Raw genomic sequence first — 21,249 nt, 5'->3', positions numbered from 1 at the left:
TCCGGGATTCAATCGATCCCGACAAACCCGCCAGTCTGGTGTTGCCACAACCGCGCATACAAGCCGCCATGGGCGAGCAATTCGGCGTGGGTTCCGGTTTCGGCGATCTTGCCGTTTTCCAGCACCACCAGCCGGTCCATCCGGGCGATGGTCGAGAGCCGGTGAGCGATGGCGATCACGGTCTTGCCCTGCATCAGGGTTTCGAGACTTTCCTGGATCGCCGCTTCGACTTCCGAATCCAGCGCCGAAGTGGCCTCGTCCATGATCAGGATCGGCGCGTCCTTGAGCAGCACACGGGCAATGGCGATGCGCTGGCGCTGGCCGCCGGAAAGTTTCACCCCGCGCTCACCGACATGGGCATCGAAACCGGTACGGCCTTCGGCGTCCGACAGTGCAGGAATGAAACCGTCAGCCCGGGCCTTGTGCACCGCTTCCCAGAGCTGGGCGTCGGTGGCATCGGGTTTGCCGTACAGCAGGTTGTCACGGATCGAGCGGTGCAGCAGCGAGGTGTCCTGGGTGATCATGCCGATGCGCTCGCGCAGGCTTTCCTGGCTGACGTCGGCGATGTTCTGGCCGTCGATCAGGATGCGTCCGCCTTCGACGTCGTACAGGCGCAGCAGCAGGTTCACCAAGGTCGATTTGCCCGCGCCGGACGGGCCGATCAGGCCGATTTTCTCGCCAGCCTTGATGGTCAGGTTGAGGCCGCCGATGATCCCGCTCTGCTTGCCGTAGTGGAAGTCCACCTGCTCGAAACGCACTTCGCCACGGGCCACCGCGAGGGGTTTGGCCTGGTCGCGGTCGGTAACGGAGACCGGTTGCGAGATGGTCTGCAGGCCATCCTGCACCATGCCGATGTTTTCGAAGATGCCGGTCACCACCCACATGATCCAGCCGGACATGTTGACGATGCGGATCACCAGACCGGTGGCCAGGGCGATTGCTCCCACGCTGATCAGCGACTGCGTCCACAGCCATAGGGCCAGGCCGGTGGTGCAGACGATCAGCAGGCCGTTCATGCTGGTGATGACCACGTCCATGCTGGTGACCACGCGGCCGGCCAGTTGGGCTTTTTCGGTCTGTTCCTTGATCGCTTCGCGGGCGTATTGCTGCTCGAAGTTAGTGTGGGCGAACAGCTTCAGGGTGGTGATGTTGGTGTAGCCGTCGACAATCCGCCCCATGAGTTTGGAGCGCGCATCGGACGCCACCACCGAGCGATCCTTGACCCGTGGCACGAAGTACCAGAGGGCGCCGATGAAAGCGAAGATCCACGTCAGCAGCGGGATCATCAGGCGCCAGTCGGCTTCGGCGAACAACACCAGCGAACTGATGGCGTAGATCAGCACATGCCACAACGCATCCACCGCTTGCACGGCGGAATCACGCAGCGAGTTGCCGGTTTGCATGATGCGCTGGGCGATGCGCCCGGCGAAGTCGTTCTGGAAGAAATTCAGGCTCTGCTTGAGCACGTAGCTGTGGTTCTGCCAGCGGATCATGCTGGTCATGCTGGGGCTCAGGGTCTGGTGTACCAGCAGGTCATGCAGGCCCACGAATATGGGGCGCAGCACCAGCGCCACCACCACCATCCAGGTCAGTTCGAGGGCGTGCTCCCGGAACAGATTGGCGTTCGGCGTGCCTTGGGCCAGGTCGATGATGCGGCTCAGGTAGCTGAACAGCGCTACCTCGATCAATGCACCAATCAGGCCGACGATCAACAGGGCGGCGAAGCTCGGCCAGACCTGCTTGAGGTAATAGGTATAAAAAGGGAAAACCCGGTCCGGCGGAGACGCCGTCGGTGCTTCACGGAAAACATCGATCAGTTTTTCAAAACGGCGATAAAGCATGGGTTGTTCGCCCGCGCGCGGGCTCTCCTTTTAACGTTTTGAGCGTTGCCGGCAAACACCGGCAACGGCTCGGACATCCTTGTCCAGCTTAGTCTCAGTCGATGCGCTTGGCCGACTTGATGAACACCGGGTCGGCCGGCACGTCCTTCATGCCGCTACGAACGGTGGTTGGCGAATTGACGATGATGTCGACCACGTCCATGCCTTTGACCACTTTGCCGAACACCGCGTAGCCGTCACCCTGGTCAAGGAAGTCGTTGTCCTTGACGTTGATGAAGAACTGGCTGGTGGCCGAATCAGGCACGGAAGTGCGGGCCATGGACAAGGTGCCGCGAACGTTGACCAAACCGTTGTTGTGTTCGTTCTTGATCGGCGCCTTGGTTTCTTTTTGCTGCATCTGTTGAGTGAACCCGCCGCCCTGAACCATGAAGCCGGGGATCACGCGGTGGAAAATCGTGTTGTTGTAGAAGCCGCTGTCGACGTACTCAAGGAAGTTCTTGGTACTGATCGGCGCCTTGACCGGGTCCAGTTCGATTTCGATCTGGCCGTTGGTGGTTTCCAGCAAAACGTGCGGCGCCTTGGCGGGCGTTGCGGCCATCAGGTTGGCGGCAAACAGGACGGTGCCAGCGGCGAGGGCGATTTTTTTCAGCATGGGTCAGTGATCCTGAGTGGTGGTGTCGACTGCAGTCAGAAAATCCAGCAGCGTTTGGTTGAAGTGTTCCGGCTGGTCCAGCGGCGTGGCGTGGCGTGAATCGGTGATCACCACCAGCCGCGCATCGGGCAGCAGTTTTACGTAGTTTTCCTTCAGTGCCACCGGTGTGTAGTCACGGTCGGCACTGACGATCAGGGTTGGACAGGTGACCTTGGAAAGTCGTTCCTGGACCCCCCAGCCAACAATGGCATTGAAGCTGGCGAGATAAGCATGTTTGTCGTTTTTTGCCCAGCGCTCGGCCATTTTTTGTCGCAAGTCGGCCTGCTCGGGCTTCGGGAACAACTTGCTGCCCAATGCCTTGCCGATGGTGCGCAGGCTGAGTGCGTGCATCAGGCTCCAGCGCTTGAACCACTGCCAGTAATCGTCGCGGCTGCGCAGTTTGACCTCTGGCGCACTGTTGACGATGCACAGGCTCTTGAGCAGCGTCGGCTGGTCCACACCCAGCTGGAAGCCGATCATGCCGCCCATGGACAAGCCGACGTAGTGTGTCGGGCCGAGATTGAGGTGCTCGATCAGTGCGATCAGGTCGGCGCTGAAACCGGCAATGCTGTAGCGCTCCCGGGGTTTGTCCGAACGGCCGTGACCGCGTACATCCGGGACGATCAGCCGGTAGCGGGTGGCCAGTGCCGGGATCTGCTTTTCCCAGTCCAGCGTGCTGGAACCGAGGCCGTGGACCAGCAGCAGCGGCGTGCCGTGGCCATATTCCTCATAGTGCAGGTTGCAACCTTCGTGTTCGAAATAGGCCATGCATACACTCCGTGTCAGGCTTGTTCGGGGGCGGCGAACGGGGCGTCCAGTGGTGCGGTGTCAAAGGTGCGCAGCAGTTCGATGAGAATCTGTGTGGCCGGTCCCAGCGGTTTGTCCTTGTTCGAATACAGGTAAAAGCTCGGGTTGCGGCTACCGCCCTGATCCAACGGTAGCAGCTTGAGCGTACCTTCCTTGAGTTCCCGTTCGATCAGGTGCCGGGGCAACCAAGCAAAACCCAGGCCACTGCTGACGAAGGTCGCGGCGGTGGCCAGGCTACCGACGGTCCAGCGTTGTTCGGCCCCGAGCCAGCCGACGTCCCGTGGTTGCTGGCGGCCCGAGTCGCGGATCACCACTTGCATCTGGCTTTCCAGGTCCTGGAAGCTCAGTTCGCGGTTGAGGCGGTGCAGGGGATGCTCGGGGTGGGCGACCGCAACGAATTCGACGTCGCTCAATTCCGCGCCCAGGTAACCGGGAATACTGAAGCCCGTGATGGCCAGGTCGGCCACGCCTTCGAGCAGGACTTCCTCCACGCCCGACAGCACTTCCTCACGCAGGCGCACCCGGCAGCCACGGCTTTGCGGCATGAACGCGGTCAAGGCGCGGACGAGGCGGGCGCTTGGGTAAGCGGCATCGACCACCAGGCGCACTTCGGCTTCCCAGCCCTGTTCCATGTGATGGGCCAGGTCTTCGAGTTGGCTGGCCTGTTTCACCAGTTGCCGGGAGCGGCGCAACAGCACGCCGCCGGCTTCGGTCAGCACGGCTTTGCGTCCGTCAATGCGCAGCAGCGGAACGCCGAGTTGATCCTGCATGCGTGCCACGGTGTAGCTGACCGATGATTGCGAGCGATGTAGCGCCTCGGCGGCCTGGGCGAAACCACCGTGATCGACCACGGCTTGCAGCGTTCGCCATTGATCAAGGGTCACGCGGGGCGCTTTCATGTTGAGCTCCTCTTGTCCTAAGCTGGCAACCCTTACTGGAGGCTGCTGAATGAAAAAAATCTGTTGTGTGCTGCTGGCGCTGCTGCCGTTGACGGCGATGGCTTACCCGATCGATGTGAAGAAAGATCTCAACGGCATGAAGATCGATTACCAGACCTACGACACGGATAGCGACATCGGCTCCATCCAGGTGGCCAACTACGGCGATGTCGATGCAAGCTGCAAGGCCGTCTTCATCAATGGCCCGGAAGCACCGCGTACCCGCAAGATCGACGTACCGGCCGGCAAGCACAAAAATGCCACCGCCAAATTCAGCCGCAACATCATCAAGCTGCGCATCGAGCTGAGCTGCACCCCGAAGTGATCTCGATCTCCTGTGGGAGCGAGCCTGCTCGCGAAGGCGGTATGTCATTCAATGTTGATGTCGACTGACACAGCCTATTCGCGAGCAGGCTCGCTCCCACAGGGGCAGCTTTGCTTATAAACGAATTTATTGATGGGTTATAGCAGTTATTTACGCTTTTTCATCGATATGACTCTGTTTAACCTTCACTCCATCGACCTACAGCATTCTCAGATGGAGGCTACATCCCATGTCCCGCGTTCTGATCATCGAAAGCAGTGCCCGTCAGCAAGACTCGGTTTCCCGTCAACTGACCCAGACCTTCATCAGCCAGTGGAAAGCCGCTCACCCGAATGACCAGATCACTGTCCGGGACCTGGCCGTCAATCCGGTGCCGCACCTGGATATCAACCTGCTGGGTGGCTGGATGAAACCTGCCGAGCAGCGCAGCGACATCGAACAGGCGTCCCTGGAACGCTCCAACCAGTTGACCGATGAATTGCTCGCCGCCGATGTACTGGTCATGGCTGCGCCCATGTACAACTTTGCGATCCCCAGCACCCTGAAAGCCTGGCTCGACCACGTGCTGCGTGCCGGCGTGACCTTCAAGTACACCGAAACCGGTCCGCAAGGCCTCCTCACAGGCAAGCGCGCCTATGTGTTGACGGCTCGGGGCGGCATCTATGCCGGCAGCACCGCCGATCACCAGGAACCGTACCTGCGTCAGGTCATGGGCTTCATCGGCATCCACGACGTGACGTTCATCCACGCCGAAGGTATGAACCTGGGCGGTGACTTCCAGGAGAAAGGCCTGAACCAGGCGAACGCCAGGCTTGCTCAAGTGGCGTGACACGTTAATCGCCAGATAATCGCTGGGTGGTCTAGTGACCTGGCGCAACCCTTCAAGCCTGTATGCGCATCGAACCTCCCTTCGCACTTGTTGCTCCTGAGTGCTCTGGCCCGATTGAACGCTTTAGCGAGATCGGGCTTTTTTTTGCCCGGGATTTAACAAGCACCTAAAAAACCTGTGGGAGCGAGCTTGCTCGCGATGACTGAGTGTCAGTCGACAATGATGTTGACTGATCCACCGCTATCGCGAGCAAGCTCGCTCCCACAATGGATTTTTGTATTGTTTGGGGGTTCGCGATCAGTAGCAAAACCCGCTATCGTCGCCGCCATTCGAAACGAGGCGAGCATGGGCTATCTACTTTTTGTCACGCTGATCCAGGCGTTTTCCTTCAGTTTGATCGGCGAATACCTGGCCGGTCATGTCGACAGTTACTTCGCAGTGCTGGTGCGTGTGCTTCTGGCCGGCCTGGTGTTCATTCCACTGACCCGCTGGCGCTCGGTGGAGCCGGCGTTCATGCGCGGCATGCTGCTGATCGGCGCCTTGCAGTTCGGCGTGACCTACGTCTGCCTGTACTTGAGCTTTCGCGTACTGACGGTGCCGGAAGTGCTGCTGTTCACTATCCTCACGCCGCTGCACGTGACCCTGATCGAAGATGCACTGAATCGTCGCTTCAACCCCTGGGCCCTGGTCGCGGCGCTGGTGGCGGTGGCGGGGGCGGCGGTGATTCGCTTTGACCGGATCAACCCGGATTTCTTCATGGGGTTCCTGTTGCTGCAACTGGCCAACTTCACCTATGCCGCGGGGCAGGTGCTCTATAAACACCTGGTCGCCCGCCATCCGAGCGATCTGCCGCATTACCGACGCTTCGGCTACTTCTACCTCGGCGCACTGGCGGTGGCGTTGCCGGCGTTTCTAATGTTCGGCAAACAGAACTTCCTGCCCGAAGCGCCTTTGCAATGGGGCGTGCTGCTGTTCCTCGGCCTGGTCTCCACTGCGCTGGGTTTGTATTGGTGGAACAAGGGCGCGTGCATGGTGAATGGCGGGACCCTGGCAGTGATGAACAACCTGCATGTGCCCGTGGGCTTGCTGATCAATCTGCTGATCTGGAACCAGCATGAAGAACTGGGGCGGTTGTTGCTCGGTGGTTCGGTGATTTTGCTGGCGGTGTGGATCAGTCGGTTGGGCACCAGCAAGGACGCACAACCTGCGTAGGAGCTGCCGCAGGCTGCGATCTTTTGAAATTGAAGATCAATGGATCGCAGATGGGGCGGAGGGACCAGCAGGCAGACATTTGCTGGTTAGCCATGGACAACCGAACTAAAGGAATAGCTGCATGAATTCTGCGAACACAAAAGCAGTTTTGGTTGACTGCCTGTGGGGCGGCTTGACTGGTATTTTAAATGACTTGTAATGCCAGTGTGCTTCTCCTTAAGCGCTTATGCTTAATGCTTTTTTTTGTTGTGTCGCCGTCTTTTTTGTTGGCTGATGAAGCGCAAGTAAAAGATTGGGTGGGTCTAACTGTCAATGATCTTTCTGTCATTCGGCAACTGATAGTTAATTCTCATCCGGGTGCTATAGACAGCAAAAATGAGTCTTTTGCAGACTGGGTCGAACGGGGTTATCTGGAAGCTAGTCAGCTGGCGAGGCGTGTCAATTCAAGGAAAGACTCTCAAGCCGTTCTTAATTTTTACATTGCGGGCTTCAAGGATGGACACGTAGGGCAGAGTCAACCTGATAAAGGGAGTTCTTCCTGGGCAGGTTTCATTTTGGATATGCGAGGTCAGCGTTTCGTTGTAAAGCACGTCGCTAAAAATTGGCCTGTTCCGCTACCACCGATGGATTCCGAGGTTATATCGTGTGATAACAAGTCGGTTCGCGAAAAACTGGAAAGTGAAATATCTCCATATGTTGATCGTAGACTTAGTCTGCAATCAACTTGGTTGCACTTGGCTCAGAAGTTAACTGTCGATGATGCAAGCTATCCCGTACTGGCGAGGGACTTGTCAAAAAGCTGTTTGGTTGCTCTCCCAAATGGAGTAAGACAAAACTTTACGTTGTTATGGCAAGAAGATTCCGGGCAATTGGAGGCTTTCCTGCACCAACCTCAACCACCCCAAACGCTCAAGAATCTGAGAGGCGGGCGATATTGGATACATGTATCCAACTTCATGCCTTCAGCAGCCGAAAATGCCTCCCTCGATAAAATGCTGGACGTCGTCAAGCGTCTCAATGATGCCAACCTGGTTGTGCTTGATACACGAGGCAATCGCGGCGGTAACAGTTTAGTGGGGGCTGAAATATTGTCTGCTCTGTTAGGCTCGCAGTTGGTAAAAAGCCTGGATGAGTCATCTCGTGCATATGCGATGTGGCGGGTTTCTCCTTTTGCACTCTCGACGCTCAATAGAGCTCTCACCACCATGGACAGTGACTATGGAAAAAACAGTGAAGCTTATAAGTTTGTTTTTAGTTTAACCAAGTCGATGGAGGTTGCACTTCACGGGAAGAAAGACTGGTTGCGCCAACCGAGCACTTCCTCGGTCGATCAAGAAGGGGCGAGAAGCGTCAATGCCCAAGGTTTTAAAGGTAAACTTGCACTGGTTACTGACTCATTTTGCGCGAGTGCCTGTCTCGACTTTGCGGACGTCGTTCTTGCTGTTCCGGGGGTTGTCCATTTGGGGTTACCAACGAGCGCCGATACTCTTTATATTGATATAGGCGCTCAAACGCTGCCGAGTGGTGCCCAGTTCTGGCTACCGCTAAAGGTATGGAGAGGCCGAGCGCGAGGAAATAACCAAAGTTATGATCCCCAGTTTGTTTTCGATGGCGATATAAACGATACGGCGGCCGTTCAAAAGTGGGTTCTTGATACCTTGTGATCGGATCGGCATCCTTCCTCAAGCGTCGGGGGGTTACATGAGGTGTTTTTCCTGCTCGGGAATATGGCTTGCGCCGAGGACCGCCGGCAGCAAGCCGGCGCGTAAATCCGTCCCGCTCGGCTGCTGATACAGGCTCAACCCGAACTCCGGCAGCACCGCCAGCAGGTAGTCGAAAATATCCCCCTGGATCCGCTCGTAGTCGGCCCACGCCGTGGTGCGGGTAAAGCAGTAGATTTCCAGTGGAATGCCCTGGGCGGTGGTCTGCATCTGGCGGACCATGCAGGTCATGTTCGGCTGGATCCCCGGATGACTCTTCAGGTAGGCCAGCGCATAGGCGCGCAAAGTGCCGATGTTGGTCATCCGCCGGCGGTTGGCCGACATGGCCGCGACGTTGCCCTGGGCCTCGTTCCAGGCCTTGAGTTCGGCCTGCTTGCGGCTCATGTAGTCGGTGAGCAAGTGCACCTGGGACAGCTTCTGCTCCTCGTCGTCGTGCAGGAAGCGCACGCCACTGGCATCGATGAACAGGCTGCGCTTGATCCGGCGGCCACCGGAAGCCTGCATGCCGCGCCAGTTCTTGAACGATTCGGACATCAGGCGCCAGGTTGGAATCGAGACGATGGTCTTGTCGAAGTTCTGCACCTTGACCGTGTGCAAGGTGATGTCCACCACATCGCCGTCGGCGCCCACCTGGGGCATTTCGATCCAGTCACCGACCCGCAGCATGTCGTTACTGGTCAATTGCACGCTGGCGACGAACGACAGCAGCGTGTCCTTGTAGACCAACAGAATCACCGCCGACATGGCGCCCAGGCCCGAGAGCAACAACAGCGGTGAGCGGTCGATCAAGGTCGCGACGATGATGATCGCGCCAAACACGTACAACACCATTTTCGCCAGTTGCACATAGCCCTTGATCGAGCGGGTACGGGCGTGCTCGGTGCGGGCGTAGATGTCCAGCAGGGCATTGAGCAGGGCGCTGACCGCCAGCAGCAGAAACAGGAAGGTGAAGGACAGCGCGACGTTGCCGAGGAAATTCAGACTGGTCTTGCTCAGGTTCGGCACCAGATTGAGACCGAACTGGATCACCAGCGAAGGCGTGATCTGCGCCAGGCGATGGAACACCTTGTTCTGCAGAAAATCATTGATCCAGTGCAAGGCCGGCTGGCGACCGAGCATTTTTGTTGCGTGCAGTATGAGGTAGCGCGCCACCCGTCCGAGGAACAGCGCAATGGCCAGCAACAGCAGCAGCGCCAGGCTGGAATGTACGAGCGGGTGCTGGTCGAGGGCTCCCCAAAGGTCCAGGACGTTGATCCAGAGCTGTTTGATATCCATGGTTAAAAACGATTCTTCTGTAGGGCGCGAGGGGCGATTAGAGCATTTAAGACGCTTTGTATTGCGTTTTGGGAAAAACAAGGCAACAAAAAACCAACTGTTTACCGCCATTTGCACAAAGAAACTCGGCCTGAGCGCTCGAAACCGTTACCCTATGCAGCTGTTTTTTTGCATTTCTTCGAGGTAGCACCCGTGTTTTCCCAATTCGCCCTGCACGAACGCCTGCTCAAAGCCGTGGCCGAGCTGAAATTTGTCGAGCCAACGCCTGTGCAAGCCGCGGCCATTCCGCTCGCGCTCCAGGGGCGTGACCTGCGGGTGACGGCGCAAACCGGTAGCGGCAAAACCGCTGCATTCGTTTTGCCGATCCTCAACCGTCTGATCGGCCCGGCGAAAATCCGTGTCAGCATCAAGACCCTGATCCTGCTGCCGACCCGCGAACTGGCCCAGCAGACGCTGAAGGAAGTTGAACGCTTCTCGCAGTTCACCTTCATCAAGTCCGGCCTGATCACCGGCGGCGAAGACTTCAAGGTCCAGGCCGCGATGCTGCGCAAGGTGCCGGACATCCTGATCGGTACGCCGGGCCGGATGATCGAGCAACTGAACGCCGGCAACCTCGATTTGAAAGAAGTTGAAGTCCTGGTGCTCGACGAAGCCGACCGCATGCTCGACATGGGCTTTGCCGAAGACGTGCAGCGTCTGGTGGACGAATGCACCAACCGTCAGCAGACCATGCTGTTCTCCGCCACCACCGGTGGTTCGGGCTTGCGCGAGATGATCGCCAAGGTCCTGAACAACCCGGAGCACCTGCAGCTCAATGCGGTCAGCCAGCTGAACGACACCACCCGCCAGCAAATCATTACCGCTGACCACAATCAGCACAAAGAACAGATCGTCAACTGGCTGTTGGCCAACGAGACGTACCAGAAGGCTATCGTCTTCACCAACACCCGGGCCATGGCCGACCGTATCTACGGCCGCCTGGTGGCGCAGGAATACAAAGCGTTCGTGCTGCACGGCGAGAAAGACCAGAAGGATCGCAAACTGGCGATCGACCGCCTGAAGCAGGGCGGCGTGAAAATCCTCGTGGCCACCGACGTCGCCGCTCGTGGCCTGGACGTGGACGGCCTGGATCTGGTGATCAACTTCGACATGCCGCGCAGTGGCGACGAGTACGTGCACCGTATCGGTCGTACCGGCCGCGCCGGTAACGATGGCCTGGCCATCTCGCTGATCTGCCACGGCGACTGGAACCTGATGTCGAGCATCGAGCGCTACCTCAAGCAGAGCTTCGAGCGCCGCACCATCAAGGAAGTCAAAGGCACCTACGGCGGACCGAAGAAGGTCAAGGCCTCGGGCAAGGCTGTCGGCGTGAAGAAGAAAAAGACCGACGCCAAGGGCGACAAGAAGAAAACTGCCGCCAAGACCCCGACCAAGCGCAAGAGCGCCAACCGGCCGAAGAGCGATTCCCTGGTCAGTAAGGACGGCATGGCGCCGCTCAAGCGCCGCAAGCCGGAAGCGCCAGCGGCTGAGTAAGTCACTGTAAGCGACCCAGGAAAAACCCGGACAGTGTCCGGGTTTTTTTATACCTGGCGTTTATCAGCCTTCGGTTTTTTTCTCGGCAGAGCCCAGCTCCTTCAAGCGCTGGTCGATCAACTGGCACTTGTCCGGCAAGTCTTTGGAGGCAGTGCCCAGATCCATTTTTTGCAACTCGTCATTGATCTCTTTGGCCTTGGTCGGGTTCTGCTCAGTGAGCTTGGCCACTTCCTGGGCCAGTTGTTCGCGTTTGGCGGTGGCTTCCTCCGGAGTACAGGCCCAGGCGGGCAGGGCACAAGCGAGGGCAGCGGCGAGAGTGAGCTTCTTCAGCAGTGGTTTCATGGGCAAGGGCCTCAGCTTCGGTCAAGGCGGGTTATCCGGTTGAGCGCTGGCCCCTGGGGAAAGTTCAGTCTGTGATATTTGCGTTGGTTGTCAGGGCCTCTTCGCGGGCAAGCCCGCTCCCACAGACTTTGTGAACAACACGGAAAACTGTGGGAGCGGGCTTGCCCGCGAAGGCCGCGCCTCGGTGCCTGGGGCTAACCACCATGGCAGCAACTCGACTTCGCCTGTTCCTCATATTTGTCATGATGGCGCACCCACTCCATGATCTCCTCCTCGTTGCGGCCCTTGGGCGTCAGGTCGAGGTAGTTGTAGGCGCCGACCAGCATGTCCAGCCCCCGGGCATAGGTGGAGTAGGTGTGGAATATTTCACCGGCTTCATTGCGATAAAACACGCTGAGTCCGGGGAGTTCTTCCTCGGCGCCGTCGGTTTTTTCGTAGTTGTACGTAGCCTTTCCTGCGGCGACCTCTTCGGCCCGGGCACAGACGCCAAAGTCGTAGTTGAAGTCGCATCCTGCCGACGACACCCAGTCGAACTTCCAGCCCATGCGCCGCTTGAACGCCTGGAATTCAGCGAAGGGTGCGTGGGAAACCGCCACCACGGCAATGTCGTGGTGGGCCAGGTGCTGGTTGGCGCCGTCGATGTGATCGCTGAGGTACGAGCAACCGGGGCAGCCCTCGTCCCAGCCCTCGGCGAACATGAAGTGGTAGATGACCAACTGACTGCGGCCGCCGAACAGGTCAGCCAGTTTCAGTTCGCCATTGGGCCCCTGGAAATGGTAGTCCTTGTCGATTTTCACCCAGGGCAGGGCGCGGCGTTCGGCGCTGAGTTTGTCCCGTTCCCGGGTGAAGGCTTTCTCGTGGATCAGGTGTTGTTTGCGGGCGGCGAGCCATTCTTCCCGCGACACGACGGGGTGATTCTGGATGTTCATGTTGTTTTCTCCTGCGTGGGGCTGGGAGGTGACGTACACAGCCTAGTCGTTTGGCTTGGGTGGGTTTCGACATACCGCCGGTCGGTCGCCAGCGAAAGGCCGTCTGAACGGCTGTCGGGCGTACCGGTCACAACCTGTAAGGCCCGTTCAACTGCACGGGCATCCATCGAACGGACACCGGAGGTTGAATCAGGATGACGACTTACAACTGGGACTTGATTGAGCGCTTGCTGCATGAAGCGCAAAACAGCGCGGGCCACAACTTCACGCCGCGGCCTTACGCCGAACAGCATGCGGCGCAGAAGGCTGCGGAAGGCGAGTCGATTGAAAATCTTGATCACTTGAAAACGGTGGCTGGCGATTACGAAAAACTACTGCTGGCGCGTGGCTATATCGAGCCGCGACCGGAGGACGAAGGTGGTACGGGTGCCAATTACATTCTGACGGCGCGGGGTTCGCGTTTATTGAGCCTGCTCGACAGCAGTATTCCCGGTAATGATCACCCGCGGCAGGTGCTCGATGAGCAGGAAGATGCGCTGGATGAGATGACGTTTGATCAGGTGGCGTCGAAGGCGCAGATTGCCTGATGTACGCGTATACCCTGTGGGAGCGAGCTTGCTCGCGATGAGGCCATCACATTCAAGATTGGTTTTGAATGCGAGACCGTTATCGCGAGCAGGCTCGCTCCCACATGGGATTGTTTTGTGCTTAGCCTTGTTTCGCCGCTTTCAGGCACTTCAGATCACTGAAGTCCTTTCTCACACCCTCGATTTTCTTCAGTAATCGCTCACGCTGGCTCGGTGTGCTGGCAGCCATGAGATCCACGAACAGCGAACGTGCCTGGGCCTCGGTGTTGGCAAAGGCCTGACGATAGGCGGGTGTCCACAAGCTCTCGCGATTGATCAGAAGTGTCTCGATTCTTTGTGGGAATTGCGGACTGTTGCGTTGCGCAACGGCCGCGCTGAACTGTTTCTGCCAATGGACACGATTGGCCAGCCATTGCGTATTCTGATCACCCAAGGCGCTGGACCATGTGATGACCCGCTGGTGCTGGGTGTTGCTCAGTGGGCCGAGCCAGTCGTTCAGGCGTTTCTCCATTCGCGCGCTGCGCTCCTTGATCTGCTGGTCGAGGGTGGGCTTGAGGTATTCCTCCTGGCGCTTGCGCCGGTCCTTGGCGAAGGCTTCATTCATATCGGCGACTTGCTTGTCATCCAGCCCTTGCAGCAACTCGATGGCCGACGGGGTGATTTCCCGCGCGGTTTCGGTGATCGCCTGTTCGGCTTCGTGGGCGCGGGCCTGCAAGGCGGCATCGGTGACCTGGTTGGTCGCGATCATGGTTTGCAAGCGGTCCAGCCAGTCGAGGTAGCCGGGCAGTTGGGTGGTGCAGTGCCAGCTCAGGTGTTCCTTCAGGCGTTCGTCCAGCCAGCTTTTCTGCTCGCCGTTCATGTCCAGGTAGTCGCTGAGCGTCCACGGGATGATCACATCGAGATTGCGGTAGGCCAGGCCCACGCGGCTGCACGCGCCGAGGGCGAGGGCAACGGTCAACACAACGGCGATATGTTTGAACCAGCGGGACATGGGCGAATCCTTGCGAAAGCCAGTCTTCGGGGTCTGATTCTCTTGTGAACCCATGAGGGGCCCGGCAGTTCAGCCGATCAATAGAATGCGTGTTCGGCCTTGAGCGTCACCAGCCCGTCGCATTGGCTGTTGTGCCCGGCATAGGCCGAGCAACCGCTGCCGCTCAGGCTGGAGTCACTGTAGATCAGGTCGAGGTCGATGCTCATGAACGGGCGGGACAATTTCAGCGACCAATCGGTAAAGCTGCCCACATACCCGCCATCCACCGCCACTGGCGTATTGAATTGGTGGGTGGTGTATTTCAGGCTGATGCCGACACCGAACGGTTGATTGCCGCTCAAGTCAGCGAACAGCGTGTTGTTCTGTTTGTCCGGGTCATTGCTGAAGGCGATGCCGAAACGGCTGCCGAGCAAGGTCAGGCCGCCGAACAGTTCCTGGCTATCAGGGGTGGTGACTTCGGGGTAGCTGTAGCGGATCAGGCCCACTTCGTAGCCGAGGGTTTGGTCGAAGGGTTGTTTAAAGCCCGCGTAGGAGTCGATCTCGAGGTTTTTCCCCGGGCTGATGCCCATGCTGGGCGACCATTGGCCCACATAGAAACCGCTGTCGTGGCTCAGGTCCAGGCCTCCGTGGAACGAGCCAACGGCCGAAGGTTTGACCAGGCCCTGGGCCATGCTGCGGGTGGGGGTGGTGCCGAGCTTGAGGTCGAAGCCACCCAGTTCACGCTGAAAGATTTGTGCGTGTGCTGCGGAGCAAACCAACAGACCGCCGAGCAATGCCGATAAACAGGAAGATTTGAACATGCGTCACTCCATGAACAGCGAGGGCAGGCTGGCGAGCCCGCTGAAACGCTTGATCCAGACGCGTGCAAGGATACCGGCGAATGATCGGCAGCGAAGGCCGTTCGTCGATTTCGATGGATTTTAAGGGGGCGGAGGTAGTGACGAGGGTTCCAGTCCAAGCGCTTCGAGACTCAAAGCGCTTTGGGACCAGGTGACGCGAGGGGGTTACTTTTTGCCCAGGGTGATCTGCTTGGACGGGCCGAACGTCTGGCCGCTGACGCCTTTGGCAATTTGCTGGATTTCACCGCCGGATTTGAGAAACGCTGCGATCTGGCTGTTGATCGACTCGCTGGTTTCAACGGCTGGAGCTGGCTTTGCTTTGCTGGTGGATGCTTTTACGCGCATGGCGGCCATTAACCTGTAGAAAATTAACTTGGCCAGGCATCGTACAGGAATTACCTGATAATTGCTTGGCAAATATCCCCTCGCAATAATCGTGAGGTCGGGGTAATCAGTCCTCGGACAATATTCGAAATATACGTCTAAGCCGCTGTTTTAAATAAGAACATGCCTTGAAAAATGCCGAGTTACGCTTGTCTGGGCATGGCGTAAATGCCCGGATCGGTCTGACGAGCGGCCAGGCATGCGATGAAAGCCCGTGAAAATCAAGGCCTTCAAAGGATTTTCTCGCGCCACCGGGCCGGGGGCCGAACGCGGCGCTTAAAACCGGGTAGAATGCCGCCCACGCAATGAGGGTATTGGACATGGCTTTAGTCGGGCGTTACAACAGTTTGCAAGTGGTTAAACACACTAACTTCGGTTTATATCTGGACGGTGGCGCGGATGGCGAAATCCTTCTGCCCAATCGTTATATTCCAAAAGATATTCCTAGCGAAGATGAAGACTGGCTCAACGTTTTTATATATCTGGACAGCGATGACAAACTCATCGCCACTACTGAAAAACCAAAAGTTCAAGTGGGTGAATTCGCCAGTTTGAAAGTTGTTGAAGTCAACAGCATCGGCGTATTCCTGGACTGGGGCTTGCCCAAGGACCTGTTGCTGCCGTTCTCCGAAGAGAAGCGTCAGATGACGGCGGGCGAGTATGTGGTGGTACACGTCTACCTCGACAAGCATACCCGCCGCATCACCGCGACCGCGCGCCTGGACCGCTACCTGGACAAGACCCCGGCCAACTACACGGCTGGCCAGGAAGTGGACTTGCTGGTGGCCGAAGCCACGGACATGGGTTTCAAGGCCATTATCAACAACAAGCATTGGGGCCTGATCCACAAGAACGAAATCTTCAAGTTCATGCGCGCCGGTAAAGAAGAAAAGGGTTTCATCAAGGAAGTTCGCGCCGACGGCAAGATCAGCCTGAGCCTGCAGCCGGTCGGCCAGGAAGCGGCCACCAGCCTGAACTCGAAGATCCTCGCCAAGTTGCGTGAAAACAACGGCACCCTGGCCGTGAGCGACAAGAGCGATCCGGCGTTGATCAGCAGTCTGTTCGGTGTCAGCAAGGGCAACTTCAAGAAGGCCATTGGCGCGCTGTACAAGAATGGCCAGATTGTCATTCATGCCGATCGCATTGATCTGAGTTGATCCCACTCTGCCCCTGTAGGAGCTGCCGAAGGCTGCGATCTTGATTTTAAGGATCAAAAGATCGCAGCCTTCGGCAGCTCCTACAGGGTTATTACCGGCCCTCTGGTTGATAATCGACAGCCGGGGTTTTGCTTTTACTGCCGAGTCTTTGCCATGGATTGTGTCTTCGAGGTGTTCCGGTGAGCGCCACCCGGCGCAGTACCGACGGGTTTGCCCTGCAAGTGATGGTCGGGTTGTGCCTGATCTGGGGCGTTCAGCAGGTGATGATCAAGTGGGCGGCGGCTGATATTGCGCCGGTGATGCAGGCGGCCGGGCGTTCCGGCATGTCGGCGTTGCTGGTCGGGCTGCTGATCTGCTGGAAGGGCGGCTGGAACCAGGTGAGTACGACCTGGCGCGGCGGTCTGCTGGCCGGTGCCTTGTTCGGCCTGGAGTTCTTCTTCATTTCCGAAGGCCTGCAACTGACCACGGCGGCGCACATGTCGGTGTTCCTCTACACCGCGCCGATCTTCACGGCATTGGGTGTGCACTGGTTATTGCCCAGTGAGCGTTTGCGACCCCTGCAATGGCTGGGGATTGTCCTGGCCTTTATCGGGATTGCCATCGCGTTTGCCGGCGGGGTGTCCTGGGACAACCTTGATTACCGCATGTTGATGGGCGATGCCTTGGGGGTGCTGGCGGGGGCCGCCTGGGGCGCGACCACGGTAGTGGTGCGCGCCTCGCGTCTGTCGGAAGCGCCGGTGACCCTGACGCTGTTCTATCAATTGATTGTCGGTTTCTTCGGTTTGCTGTTGATCGCGCTGCTCAGCGGCCAGATCACCCATGTCAGCCTGACCACCGTGGCGGTCACCAGTGTGCTGTTTCAGGGCGTGGTCGTGTCGTTCTTCAGTTACCTGGTCTGGTTCTGGCTGTTGCGCCGTTACCTGGCGGCGAACCTCGCGGTGTTTTCGTTCATGACGCCGTTGTTTGGCGTCACCTTTGGTGTCGTGCTGTTGGGCGAGCACCTGAGCCTGAACTTCATCCTCGGCGCCGTGCTGGTGTTGGCGGGCATCACCTTTGTCAGCGCTGAGCAGTGGCTGCGCCGTCGTTTGCGCAAGGCTCTGGGGCAGCACTGACCGGTGCGAGCAACAGACCGCCGGCGATCAGCAAGCCGCAGCCAGCGACCACTAGTGCCGGCTGCAAGCCGCCACTGAAATGACTGCTGAGCGCCGCCAGCAATGGCCCGCTGAGCTGACCCACGGCAAAACAGGCCGTCAGCAGGCCGGCATTGCGTTGGGTGGCATGGGGAGCCAGTTCCCGGGAACGCTGGATCACCAGTTGCATGCAGGCCAGGAACGGCGTGCCACACAGGATCACACCCAATGCCAGCCCCGGACCGTTGGCCAGCAGGCAGGCAAACACGCCCGCAGCTTGCAGCCATAACGTTGCCATCAACCAGCGCCGCGTTGCGCCCGCTTTATGGCGACGCAGACTCACCAGCAACACACCCGTAGCCGCCGCAAGTCCGAAGCACGGCCAGAACAGGTCGGCCTGCCATTGACCCTGGAATTGCGCATTGGCCATTTGCGACAGGAAGGTCGCCGGGATGATGTAGCCCAACCCGTACAAGCCGTAGATCAAGCCCAGGCGAGCGATGCCTTGAGTGCCCGGTGCGCTTGCGCCGGGCGCAGCGGTCGCGGTTGCGCTCGCTTGCGGCAGGAACGGCAGAATTCCCAGCAGCATCGCCAGCCCTGCAGCGGCGTACACCAGCCACAAGGTGGCGGAAGTCTGGCCCAGCAGATTTGAGCCCAGGGCCAACAAACCTGTGAGAAAAATCCCCAGGCCCGGTCCGGCGAAGACCAGAGCGCCGAGCCGGGGACGACCGGCCGCCGCCGCGAGCGGCTGGCTCAGTGCGGTGATCATCACCAACACCCAGGCGCTGGCCACACCGGTGCCGAAGCGCAGCAGCAGGTGCGACCAGAACCCGTTGGCCCAGAACGACGCCAGGGTCAGCACCACGCAGAGCCACAACCCGCCCAGCAAGCGCCGGCGCACTTGCGCGGGACGCCGGGAAAACATGGCGTCCACCGCGCCGATGAAATAACCGAGGTAGTTGGCGGCGGCAATCAGCCCGGCGGCGGTCAGGTCGATCTGACCTTCGCTGAGCAGATGTGGCAGTTGCGGCGTCAGGGCAAAACGGCCGATGCCCATGGCCATCATCAGGGCAACGAAACTGGCGGATAAGCGAATCAGGGGCGACATGGTCTGGATACCGTTCAGAGGATCGATGACCGTCAGGCTAGGGCTGATTGACTTTCTTTAAAAATGAATAATAGTGAGTAACTTGTTCTTTTTTGGAGAATATCGTGGAGTTCAGCCAATTGCGCATCTTCCAGGCGGTGGCAGAGGAAGGGTCCATCACCCGGGCCGCCGAACGGCTGCATCGAGTGCCGTCGAACCTGTCGACCCGGCTCAAACAGCTGGAAGAGCAACTGGGTGTAGAACTGTTCCTGCGCGAGCGTCAGCGCTTGCAGCTGTCGCCTGCGGGAAAAGTCCTGCTGGACTACACCGCCAAGCTGTTTGCGCTGCGCGACGAAGCCAGCGCGGCCGTGCAGGGCGGGCAGCCGGCGGGCGACTTCGTGCTCGGCACCATGTACAGCACGGCCGCTATTCACCTTCCGGGGCTATTGGCGCGCTATCACCGCTTGTATCCGGCGGTGAACCTGCAAGTGCAATCCGGTCCCAGCGGTGAATTGCTCGAAGGCCTGCTCACCGGTCGACTCGATGCGGCGCTGGTGGATGGGCCTATGGAACTGGCCGGGCTCGACGGTGTGCCCTTGTGCGACGAGCGTCTGGTGCTGATCAGCGAGGCCGATCATCCGCCCGTGCGCAACGCGCTGGATGTGGAAGGTCGGGCGGTGTTCACCTTTCGCCAGGGCTGCTCCTACCGCATGCGCCTGGAGGCCTGGTTCGCCCATGACCATGCGGCGATGGGCCGGGCGATGGAGATCGAGTCCTATCCGGGAATGCTTGCGTGTGTGATTGCCGGTTCCGGTGTGGCGCTGATGTCGGAATCGATGCTCGCCAGCCTGCCGGGCCGCGAGAGTGTGGCCGTGCACCCGTTGGCCGAACCGTTTGCCAGCGCGACCACCTGGCTGATGTGGCGCAAGGGCATGGTCGGGGCCAACCTGAATGCCTGGATCGAGCAGCAACAGGCGGTTTTTCCGTCGACACCGGTGCAGGCGCGGGAAATTGCCTGAACGCCGGCTGATTGTGATGGATTCAGTAACAGATCATTGCGACTTTGCACGAGCATTGCGTAGGACTTCGGACTATTATCAGTGCGAAGGGGCTACAGAATTTTGGCCGCTCGGCACTACCCTGAAGGGGGCACCATGAAAGAGAAAATCCAAAACTGGCTGCATGACCTGGGCGTGGCGCTCGGCTTGATCGAACCGCCTCTGCAACCCGTGCCTGTTCGTACTGACGACGAGCAACGTCGGCGCCAGCAACGACGCCGGTAATGGCTGCTGCTACCTGACTGATGAAGGGCTTTCTGTGGCAAGGGGGCTTACTGTGGCGAGGGAGCTTGCTCCCGCTGGGCTGCGAAGCGGCCCCAAATACCACTGAGCTGCATCAGGCATCATCACTTGATTACAGTTTTTCGACTGCTGCGCCCGGACGCGGATCGGTCGGCGGGAGCAAGCTCCCTCGCCACAAAGTGCAATGCTCGCAACTCAGCCTCAATGCCGCCCGATCTCCAGCAAGAACCGGCTCAAATCATTCGCTGTCCTGGCGGTCTTGAGCATCCGGTCTTCTTCCACGGTAAACGCCGTGACACCCAGTTCATCTTCCAGATGGAAGATCAGATCTTCGATATCTTTTTTGTCCAATCCCAACTGCGCCAGGCTGGCGTTGTCGTCGAAGTCATCCCGGCCTTCCAGCAGGCGGCTGATGTAGCGATGTACGACAGCACGAAGGGCGGCTTCTTTCATGATCGTTCTTCGAGGAGGTGGGTGCAGTTCTCCCTGCCGATGCAGTTCCTGCCGTTGAGTACAGCAGGCTTTAGCCGTGTGAGCGTTGCCATTCGTCAATCATGCGGCGCAAATGCTCTCCGGAAAAACTGCCGAAATGCCCGCCATGCACCGTGCGGATCGGCAGCGCATGCAGGCGTTGCAGGCTGCGTGCGTAGTCCTCGAGGTTGGAATGGTAGGCGTCTTCGATCAGCGGCCCGTCGTAGATGATGTCGCCGCTGAACAAGGTCTCTGTGGCGGCTTCGTACAGGCAGATGCCACCCGGTGAGTGCCCCGGTGTGTGCACGACCTGCAACACGCGGTTGCCCAGGTCCAGTACATCTCCATCTTCGATAAACCCCGTGGCCGGCGCGGCCTTGACCCGGTACTCGGCGTAGCACAGCGGGCAATCGGGGTGCGCCTCGAACATGTCGTCGCCGACAAAGGCTTTGCTCAAGTCGTTGTCGCCATCCGGCGCGGCCAGAATGTCCGCCTCGGCCGGATGCACCAGGCGCTCGGCGAATTCGTGATGACCGGCGATGTGATCGAAATGGCAGTGGCTGGCCACGGCCACCAGCGGCCGCTCGGTGATCCATGGCAGTTGCTCGCGCAGGCTGACCAGGCCCGAGCCGCTGTCCAGCAGCAGGTCCTTGTCACGACCCTGGATGTGCCAGAGGTTGCAGCGGTAGAAAGGCCGGATGTACGGCTCGTGAATCAAGCGGATGCCGTCGCTGAGATGTTTGACTTCGAACCACTGATCGCGGCTGACGATCTTCATAAGCAGTTTCCTTCAGACGAAAAAAAACGAGTGTGGCAACCGACGCCACACCCGTCGAAGAAAGCATCGAGTCGTTATGTT

At 58.8% G+C, this 21,249-nt stretch carries 23 protein-coding genes; 10 read left to right on the top strand and 13 right to left on the bottom strand.

Annotation, left to right across the window (positions count from 1 at the left end; translation table 11 throughout):
- Positions 1-8 precede the first annotated feature (8 nt).
- The 4 genes from CD175_RS22340 to CD175_RS22325 all read right to left on the bottom strand — a co-directional run bounded on the left by CD175_RS22340 (position 9) and on the right by CD175_RS22325 (position 4,238).
- A complete protein-coding gene (locus tag CD175_RS22340) occupies positions 9-1,841 on the bottom strand; it encodes an ABC transporter ATP-binding protein (protein ID WP_102698947.1) in 1,833 nt (610 codons plus the stop codon).
- Between the two features lie 94 nt (positions 1,842-1,935).
- The gene (locus tag CD175_RS22335; RefSeq protein ID WP_095963783.1) at positions 1,936-2,493 is read right to left on the bottom strand and encodes a peptidylprolyl isomerase; all 558 of its coding nucleotides are present in this window, start codon (positions 2,491-2,493) and stop codon (positions 1,936-1,938) included.
- A gap of 3 nt (positions 2,494-2,496) precedes the next feature.
- Complete coding sequence (locus CD175_RS22330; protein ID WP_104450479.1) at positions 2,497-3,300, bottom strand: alpha/beta fold hydrolase; 804 nt, start codon at positions 3,298-3,300, stop codon at positions 2,497-2,499.
- A 14-nt stretch (positions 3,301-3,314) separates the two neighbouring features.
- Positions 3,315-4,238 carry a PA3225 family LysR-type transcriptional regulator gene (locus CD175_RS22325; RefSeq protein ID WP_007972479.1) on the bottom strand — a complete coding sequence of 308 codons (924 nt, stop codon included), beginning with the start codon at positions 4,236-4,238 and terminating at the stop codon, positions 3,315-3,317.
- 49 nt (positions 4,239-4,287) lie between these two features.
- On the opposite strand from CD175_RS22325, the gene CD175_RS22320 reads away from it, so the two are divergent.
- From CD175_RS22320 to CD175_RS22305, 4 genes are all read left to right on the top strand, one after another.
- Complete coding sequence (locus CD175_RS22320; protein WP_007972481.1) at positions 4,288-4,602, top strand: hypothetical protein; 315 nt, start codon at positions 4,288-4,290, stop codon at positions 4,600-4,602.
- Positions 4,603-4,831: 229 nt separating this feature from the next.
- Entirely contained in the window at positions 4,832-5,431 is a 600-nt protein-coding gene (locus CD175_RS22315) for an FMN-dependent NADH-azoreductase (protein WP_104450478.1), read from the top strand.
- Between the two features lie 345 nt (positions 5,432-5,776).
- Positions 5,777-6,643, top strand: coding sequence for a carboxylate/amino acid/amine transporter (locus tag CD175_RS22310; protein WP_104450477.1), 867 nt, complete (start codon positions 5,777-5,779; stop codon positions 6,641-6,643).
- 188 nt (positions 6,644-6,831) lie between these two features.
- On the top strand, positions 6,832-8,307 hold the full coding sequence (locus CD175_RS22305) for a S41 family peptidase (RefSeq protein ID WP_104450476.1): 1,476 nt from the start codon (positions 6,832-6,834) through the stop codon (positions 8,305-8,307).
- 33 nt (positions 8,308-8,340) lie between these two features.
- Here CD175_RS22305 and CD175_RS22300 read toward each other — a convergent pair whose 3' ends face one another.
- A complete protein-coding gene (locus CD175_RS22300) occupies positions 8,341-9,639 on the bottom strand; it encodes a mechanosensitive ion channel family protein (RefSeq protein WP_104450475.1) in 1,299 nt (432 codons plus the stop codon).
- Positions 9,640-9,831: 192 nt separating this feature from the next.
- On the opposite strand from CD175_RS22300, the gene CD175_RS22295 reads away from it, so the two are divergent.
- Complete coding sequence (locus tag CD175_RS22295) at positions 9,832-11,172, top strand: DEAD/DEAH box helicase (RefSeq protein WP_007972492.1); 1,341 nt, start codon at positions 9,832-9,834, stop codon at positions 11,170-11,172.
- Positions 11,173-11,235: 63 nt separating this feature from the next.
- On the opposite strand, the gene CD175_RS22290 is transcribed toward CD175_RS22295, so the two are convergent.
- Both CD175_RS22290 and CD175_RS22285 read right to left on the bottom strand, forming a co-directional pair.
- Positions 11,236-11,514 (bottom strand): hypothetical protein, encoded by a 279-nt coding sequence (locus CD175_RS22290; protein ID WP_104450474.1) that lies wholly within the window; start codon positions 11,512-11,514, stop codon positions 11,236-11,238.
- A 194-nt stretch (positions 11,515-11,708) separates the two neighbouring features.
- Positions 11,709-12,443, bottom strand: a complete 735-nt coding sequence (locus CD175_RS22285) for a DUF899 domain-containing protein (protein ID WP_104450473.1) — start codon at positions 12,441-12,443, stop codon at positions 11,709-11,711.
- A 194-nt stretch (positions 12,444-12,637) separates the two neighbouring features.
- Here CD175_RS22285 and CD175_RS22280 point away from each other — a divergent pair, with 194 nt between their 5' ends.
- Positions 12,638-13,030: a transcriptional regulator gene (locus CD175_RS22280; RefSeq protein WP_104450472.1), complete on the top strand. Its 393-nt coding sequence runs from the start codon at positions 12,638-12,640 to the stop codon at positions 13,028-13,030.
- Positions 13,031-13,151: 121 nt separating this feature from the next.
- Here CD175_RS22280 and CD175_RS22275 read toward each other — a convergent pair whose 3' ends face one another.
- The 3 genes from CD175_RS22275 to CD175_RS22265 all read right to left on the bottom strand — a co-directional run bounded on the left by CD175_RS22275 (position 13,152) and on the right by CD175_RS22265 (position 15,214).
- Positions 13,152-14,021 carry a DUF6279 family lipoprotein gene (locus CD175_RS22275; protein WP_104450471.1) on the bottom strand — a complete coding sequence of 290 codons (870 nt, stop codon included), beginning with the start codon at positions 14,019-14,021 and terminating at the stop codon, positions 13,152-13,154.
- Between the two features lie 77 nt (positions 14,022-14,098).
- The gene (locus CD175_RS22270; RefSeq protein ID WP_104450470.1) at positions 14,099-14,821 is read right to left on the bottom strand and encodes a TorF family putative porin; all 723 of its coding nucleotides are present in this window, start codon (positions 14,819-14,821) and stop codon (positions 14,099-14,101) included.
- A gap of 204 nt (positions 14,822-15,025) precedes the next feature.
- Positions 15,026-15,214 (bottom strand): PFL_1563 family small protein, encoded by a 189-nt coding sequence (locus CD175_RS22265; protein ID WP_015096330.1) that lies wholly within the window; start codon positions 15,212-15,214, stop codon positions 15,026-15,028.
- 350 nt (positions 15,215-15,564) lie between these two features.
- Between CD175_RS22265 and CD175_RS22260 the strand changes: the two genes are divergently transcribed.
- A complete protein-coding gene (locus tag CD175_RS22260) occupies positions 15,565-16,401 on the top strand; it encodes a CvfB family protein (protein ID WP_007972500.1) in 837 nt (278 codons plus the stop codon).
- A 179-nt stretch (positions 16,402-16,580) separates the two neighbouring features.
- Positions 16,581-17,513, top strand: a complete 933-nt coding sequence (locus CD175_RS22255) for a DMT family transporter (protein WP_104450469.1) — start codon at positions 16,581-16,583, stop codon at positions 17,511-17,513.
- Here CD175_RS22255 and CD175_RS22250 read toward each other — a convergent pair.
- On the bottom strand, positions 17,458-18,639 hold the full coding sequence (locus CD175_RS22250; protein WP_104450468.1) for an MFS transporter: 1,182 nt from the start codon (positions 18,637-18,639) through the stop codon (positions 17,458-17,460). The genes CD175_RS22255 and CD175_RS22250 overlap by 56 nt on opposite strands.
- A gap of 104 nt (positions 18,640-18,743) precedes the next feature.
- Here CD175_RS22250 and ptrR point away from each other — a divergent pair, with 104 nt between their 5' ends.
- Both ptrR and CD175_RS31925 read left to right on the top strand, forming a co-directional pair.
- Complete coding sequence (gene ptrR, locus CD175_RS22245) at positions 18,744-19,637, top strand: putrescine utilization regulator PtrR (RefSeq protein WP_104450467.1); 894 nt, start codon at positions 18,744-18,746, stop codon at positions 19,635-19,637.
- 135 nt (positions 19,638-19,772) lie between these two features.
- The gene (locus CD175_RS31925; RefSeq protein WP_007972508.1) at positions 19,773-19,901 is read left to right on the top strand and encodes a PA1414 family protein; all 129 of its coding nucleotides are present in this window, start codon (positions 19,773-19,775) and stop codon (positions 19,899-19,901) included.
- A gap of 219 nt (positions 19,902-20,120) precedes the next feature.
- Here the strand turns inward: CD175_RS31925 and CD175_RS22235 are convergent, their stop codons facing one another.
- Together CD175_RS22235 and CD175_RS22230 are read right to left on the bottom strand one after the other, a co-directional pair.
- Positions 20,121-20,372 carry a phosphopantetheine-containing protein gene (locus CD175_RS22235; RefSeq protein ID WP_104450465.1) on the bottom strand — a complete coding sequence of 84 codons (252 nt, stop codon included), beginning with the start codon at positions 20,370-20,372 and terminating at the stop codon, positions 20,121-20,123.
- Between the two features lie 70 nt (positions 20,373-20,442).
- Positions 20,443-21,168 (bottom strand): MBL fold metallo-hydrolase, encoded by a 726-nt coding sequence (locus CD175_RS22230; protein ID WP_104450464.1) that lies wholly within the window; start codon positions 21,166-21,168, stop codon positions 20,443-20,445.
- Between the last annotated feature and the right edge of the window lie 81 nt (positions 21,169-21,249).

The sequence above is a fragment of the Pseudomonas laurylsulfatiphila genome (genome assembly GCF_002934665.1).
In the GTDB taxonomy this organism is placed as follows: Bacteria; Pseudomonadota; Gammaproteobacteria; order Pseudomonadales; family Pseudomonadaceae; genus Aquipseudomonas; species Aquipseudomonas laurylsulfatiphila.
Note: the sequence above shows the minus strand (reverse complement) of the source record. Positions and strands in the feature narration are given on the sequence as shown.

Excerpts from the sequence above, each read along its gene's own strand:
- CD175_RS22340 (WP_102698947.1), bottom strand. The coding sequence starts at position 1,841 with ATGCTTTATCGCCGTTTTGAAAAACTGATCGATGTTTTCCGTGAAGCA.
- CD175_RS22335 (WP_095963783.1), bottom strand. The coding sequence starts at position 2,493 with ATGCTGAAAAAAATCGCCCTCGCCGCTGGCACCGTCCTGTTTGCCGCC.
- CD175_RS22330 (WP_104450479.1), bottom strand. The coding sequence starts at position 3,300 with ATGGCCTATTTCGAACACGAAGGTTGCAACCTGCACTATGAGGAATAT.
- CD175_RS22325 (WP_007972479.1), bottom strand. The coding sequence starts at position 4,238 with ATGAAAGCGCCCCGCGTGACCCTTGATCAATGGCGAACGCTGCAAGCC.
- CD175_RS22320 (WP_007972481.1), top strand. The coding sequence starts at position 4,288 with ATGAAAAAAATCTGTTGTGTGCTGCTGGCGCTGCTGCCGTTGACGGCG.
- CD175_RS22315 (WP_104450478.1), top strand. The coding sequence starts at position 4,832 with ATGTCCCGCGTTCTGATCATCGAAAGCAGTGCCCGTCAGCAAGACTCG.
- CD175_RS22310 (WP_104450477.1), top strand. The coding sequence starts at position 5,777 with ATGGGCTATCTACTTTTTGTCACGCTGATCCAGGCGTTTTCCTTCAGT.
- CD175_RS22305 (WP_104450476.1), top strand. The coding sequence starts at position 6,832 with ATGACTTGTAATGCCAGTGTGCTTCTCCTTAAGCGCTTATGCTTAATG.
- CD175_RS22300 (WP_104450475.1), bottom strand. The coding sequence starts at position 9,639 with ATGGATATCAAACAGCTCTGGATCAACGTCCTGGACCTTTGGGGAGCC.
- CD175_RS22290 (WP_104450474.1), bottom strand. The coding sequence starts at position 11,514 with ATGAAACCACTGCTGAAGAAGCTCACTCTCGCCGCTGCCCTCGCTTGT.
- CD175_RS22285 (WP_104450473.1), bottom strand. The coding sequence starts at position 12,443 with ATGAACATCCAGAATCACCCCGTCGTGTCGCGGGAAGAATGGCTCGCC.
- CD175_RS22280 (WP_104450472.1), top strand. The coding sequence starts at position 12,638 with ATGACGACTTACAACTGGGACTTGATTGAGCGCTTGCTGCATGAAGCG.
- CD175_RS22275 (WP_104450471.1), bottom strand. The coding sequence starts at position 14,021 with ATGTCCCGCTGGTTCAAACATATCGCCGTTGTGTTGACCGTTGCCCTC.
- CD175_RS22270 (WP_104450470.1), bottom strand. The coding sequence starts at position 14,821 with ATGTTCAAATCTTCCTGTTTATCGGCATTGCTCGGCGGTCTGTTGGTT.
- CD175_RS22265 (WP_015096330.1), bottom strand. The coding sequence starts at position 15,214 with ATGGCCGCCATGCGCGTAAAAGCATCCACCAGCAAAGCAAAGCCAGCT.
- CD175_RS22260 (WP_007972500.1), top strand. The coding sequence starts at position 15,565 with ATGGCTTTAGTCGGGCGTTACAACAGTTTGCAAGTGGTTAAACACACT.
- CD175_RS22250 (WP_104450468.1), bottom strand. The coding sequence starts at position 18,639 with ATGTCGCCCCTGATTCGCTTATCCGCCAGTTTCGTTGCCCTGATGATG.
- CD175_RS31925 (WP_007972508.1), top strand. The coding sequence starts at position 19,773 with ATGAAAGAGAAAATCCAAAACTGGCTGCATGACCTGGGCGTGGCGCTC.
- CD175_RS22235 (WP_104450465.1), bottom strand. The coding sequence starts at position 20,372 with ATGAAAGAAGCCGCCCTTCGTGCTGTCGTACATCGCTACATCAGCCGC.
- CD175_RS22230 (WP_104450464.1), bottom strand. The coding sequence starts at position 21,168 with ATGAAGATCGTCAGCCGCGATCAGTGGTTCGAAGTCAAACATCTCAGC.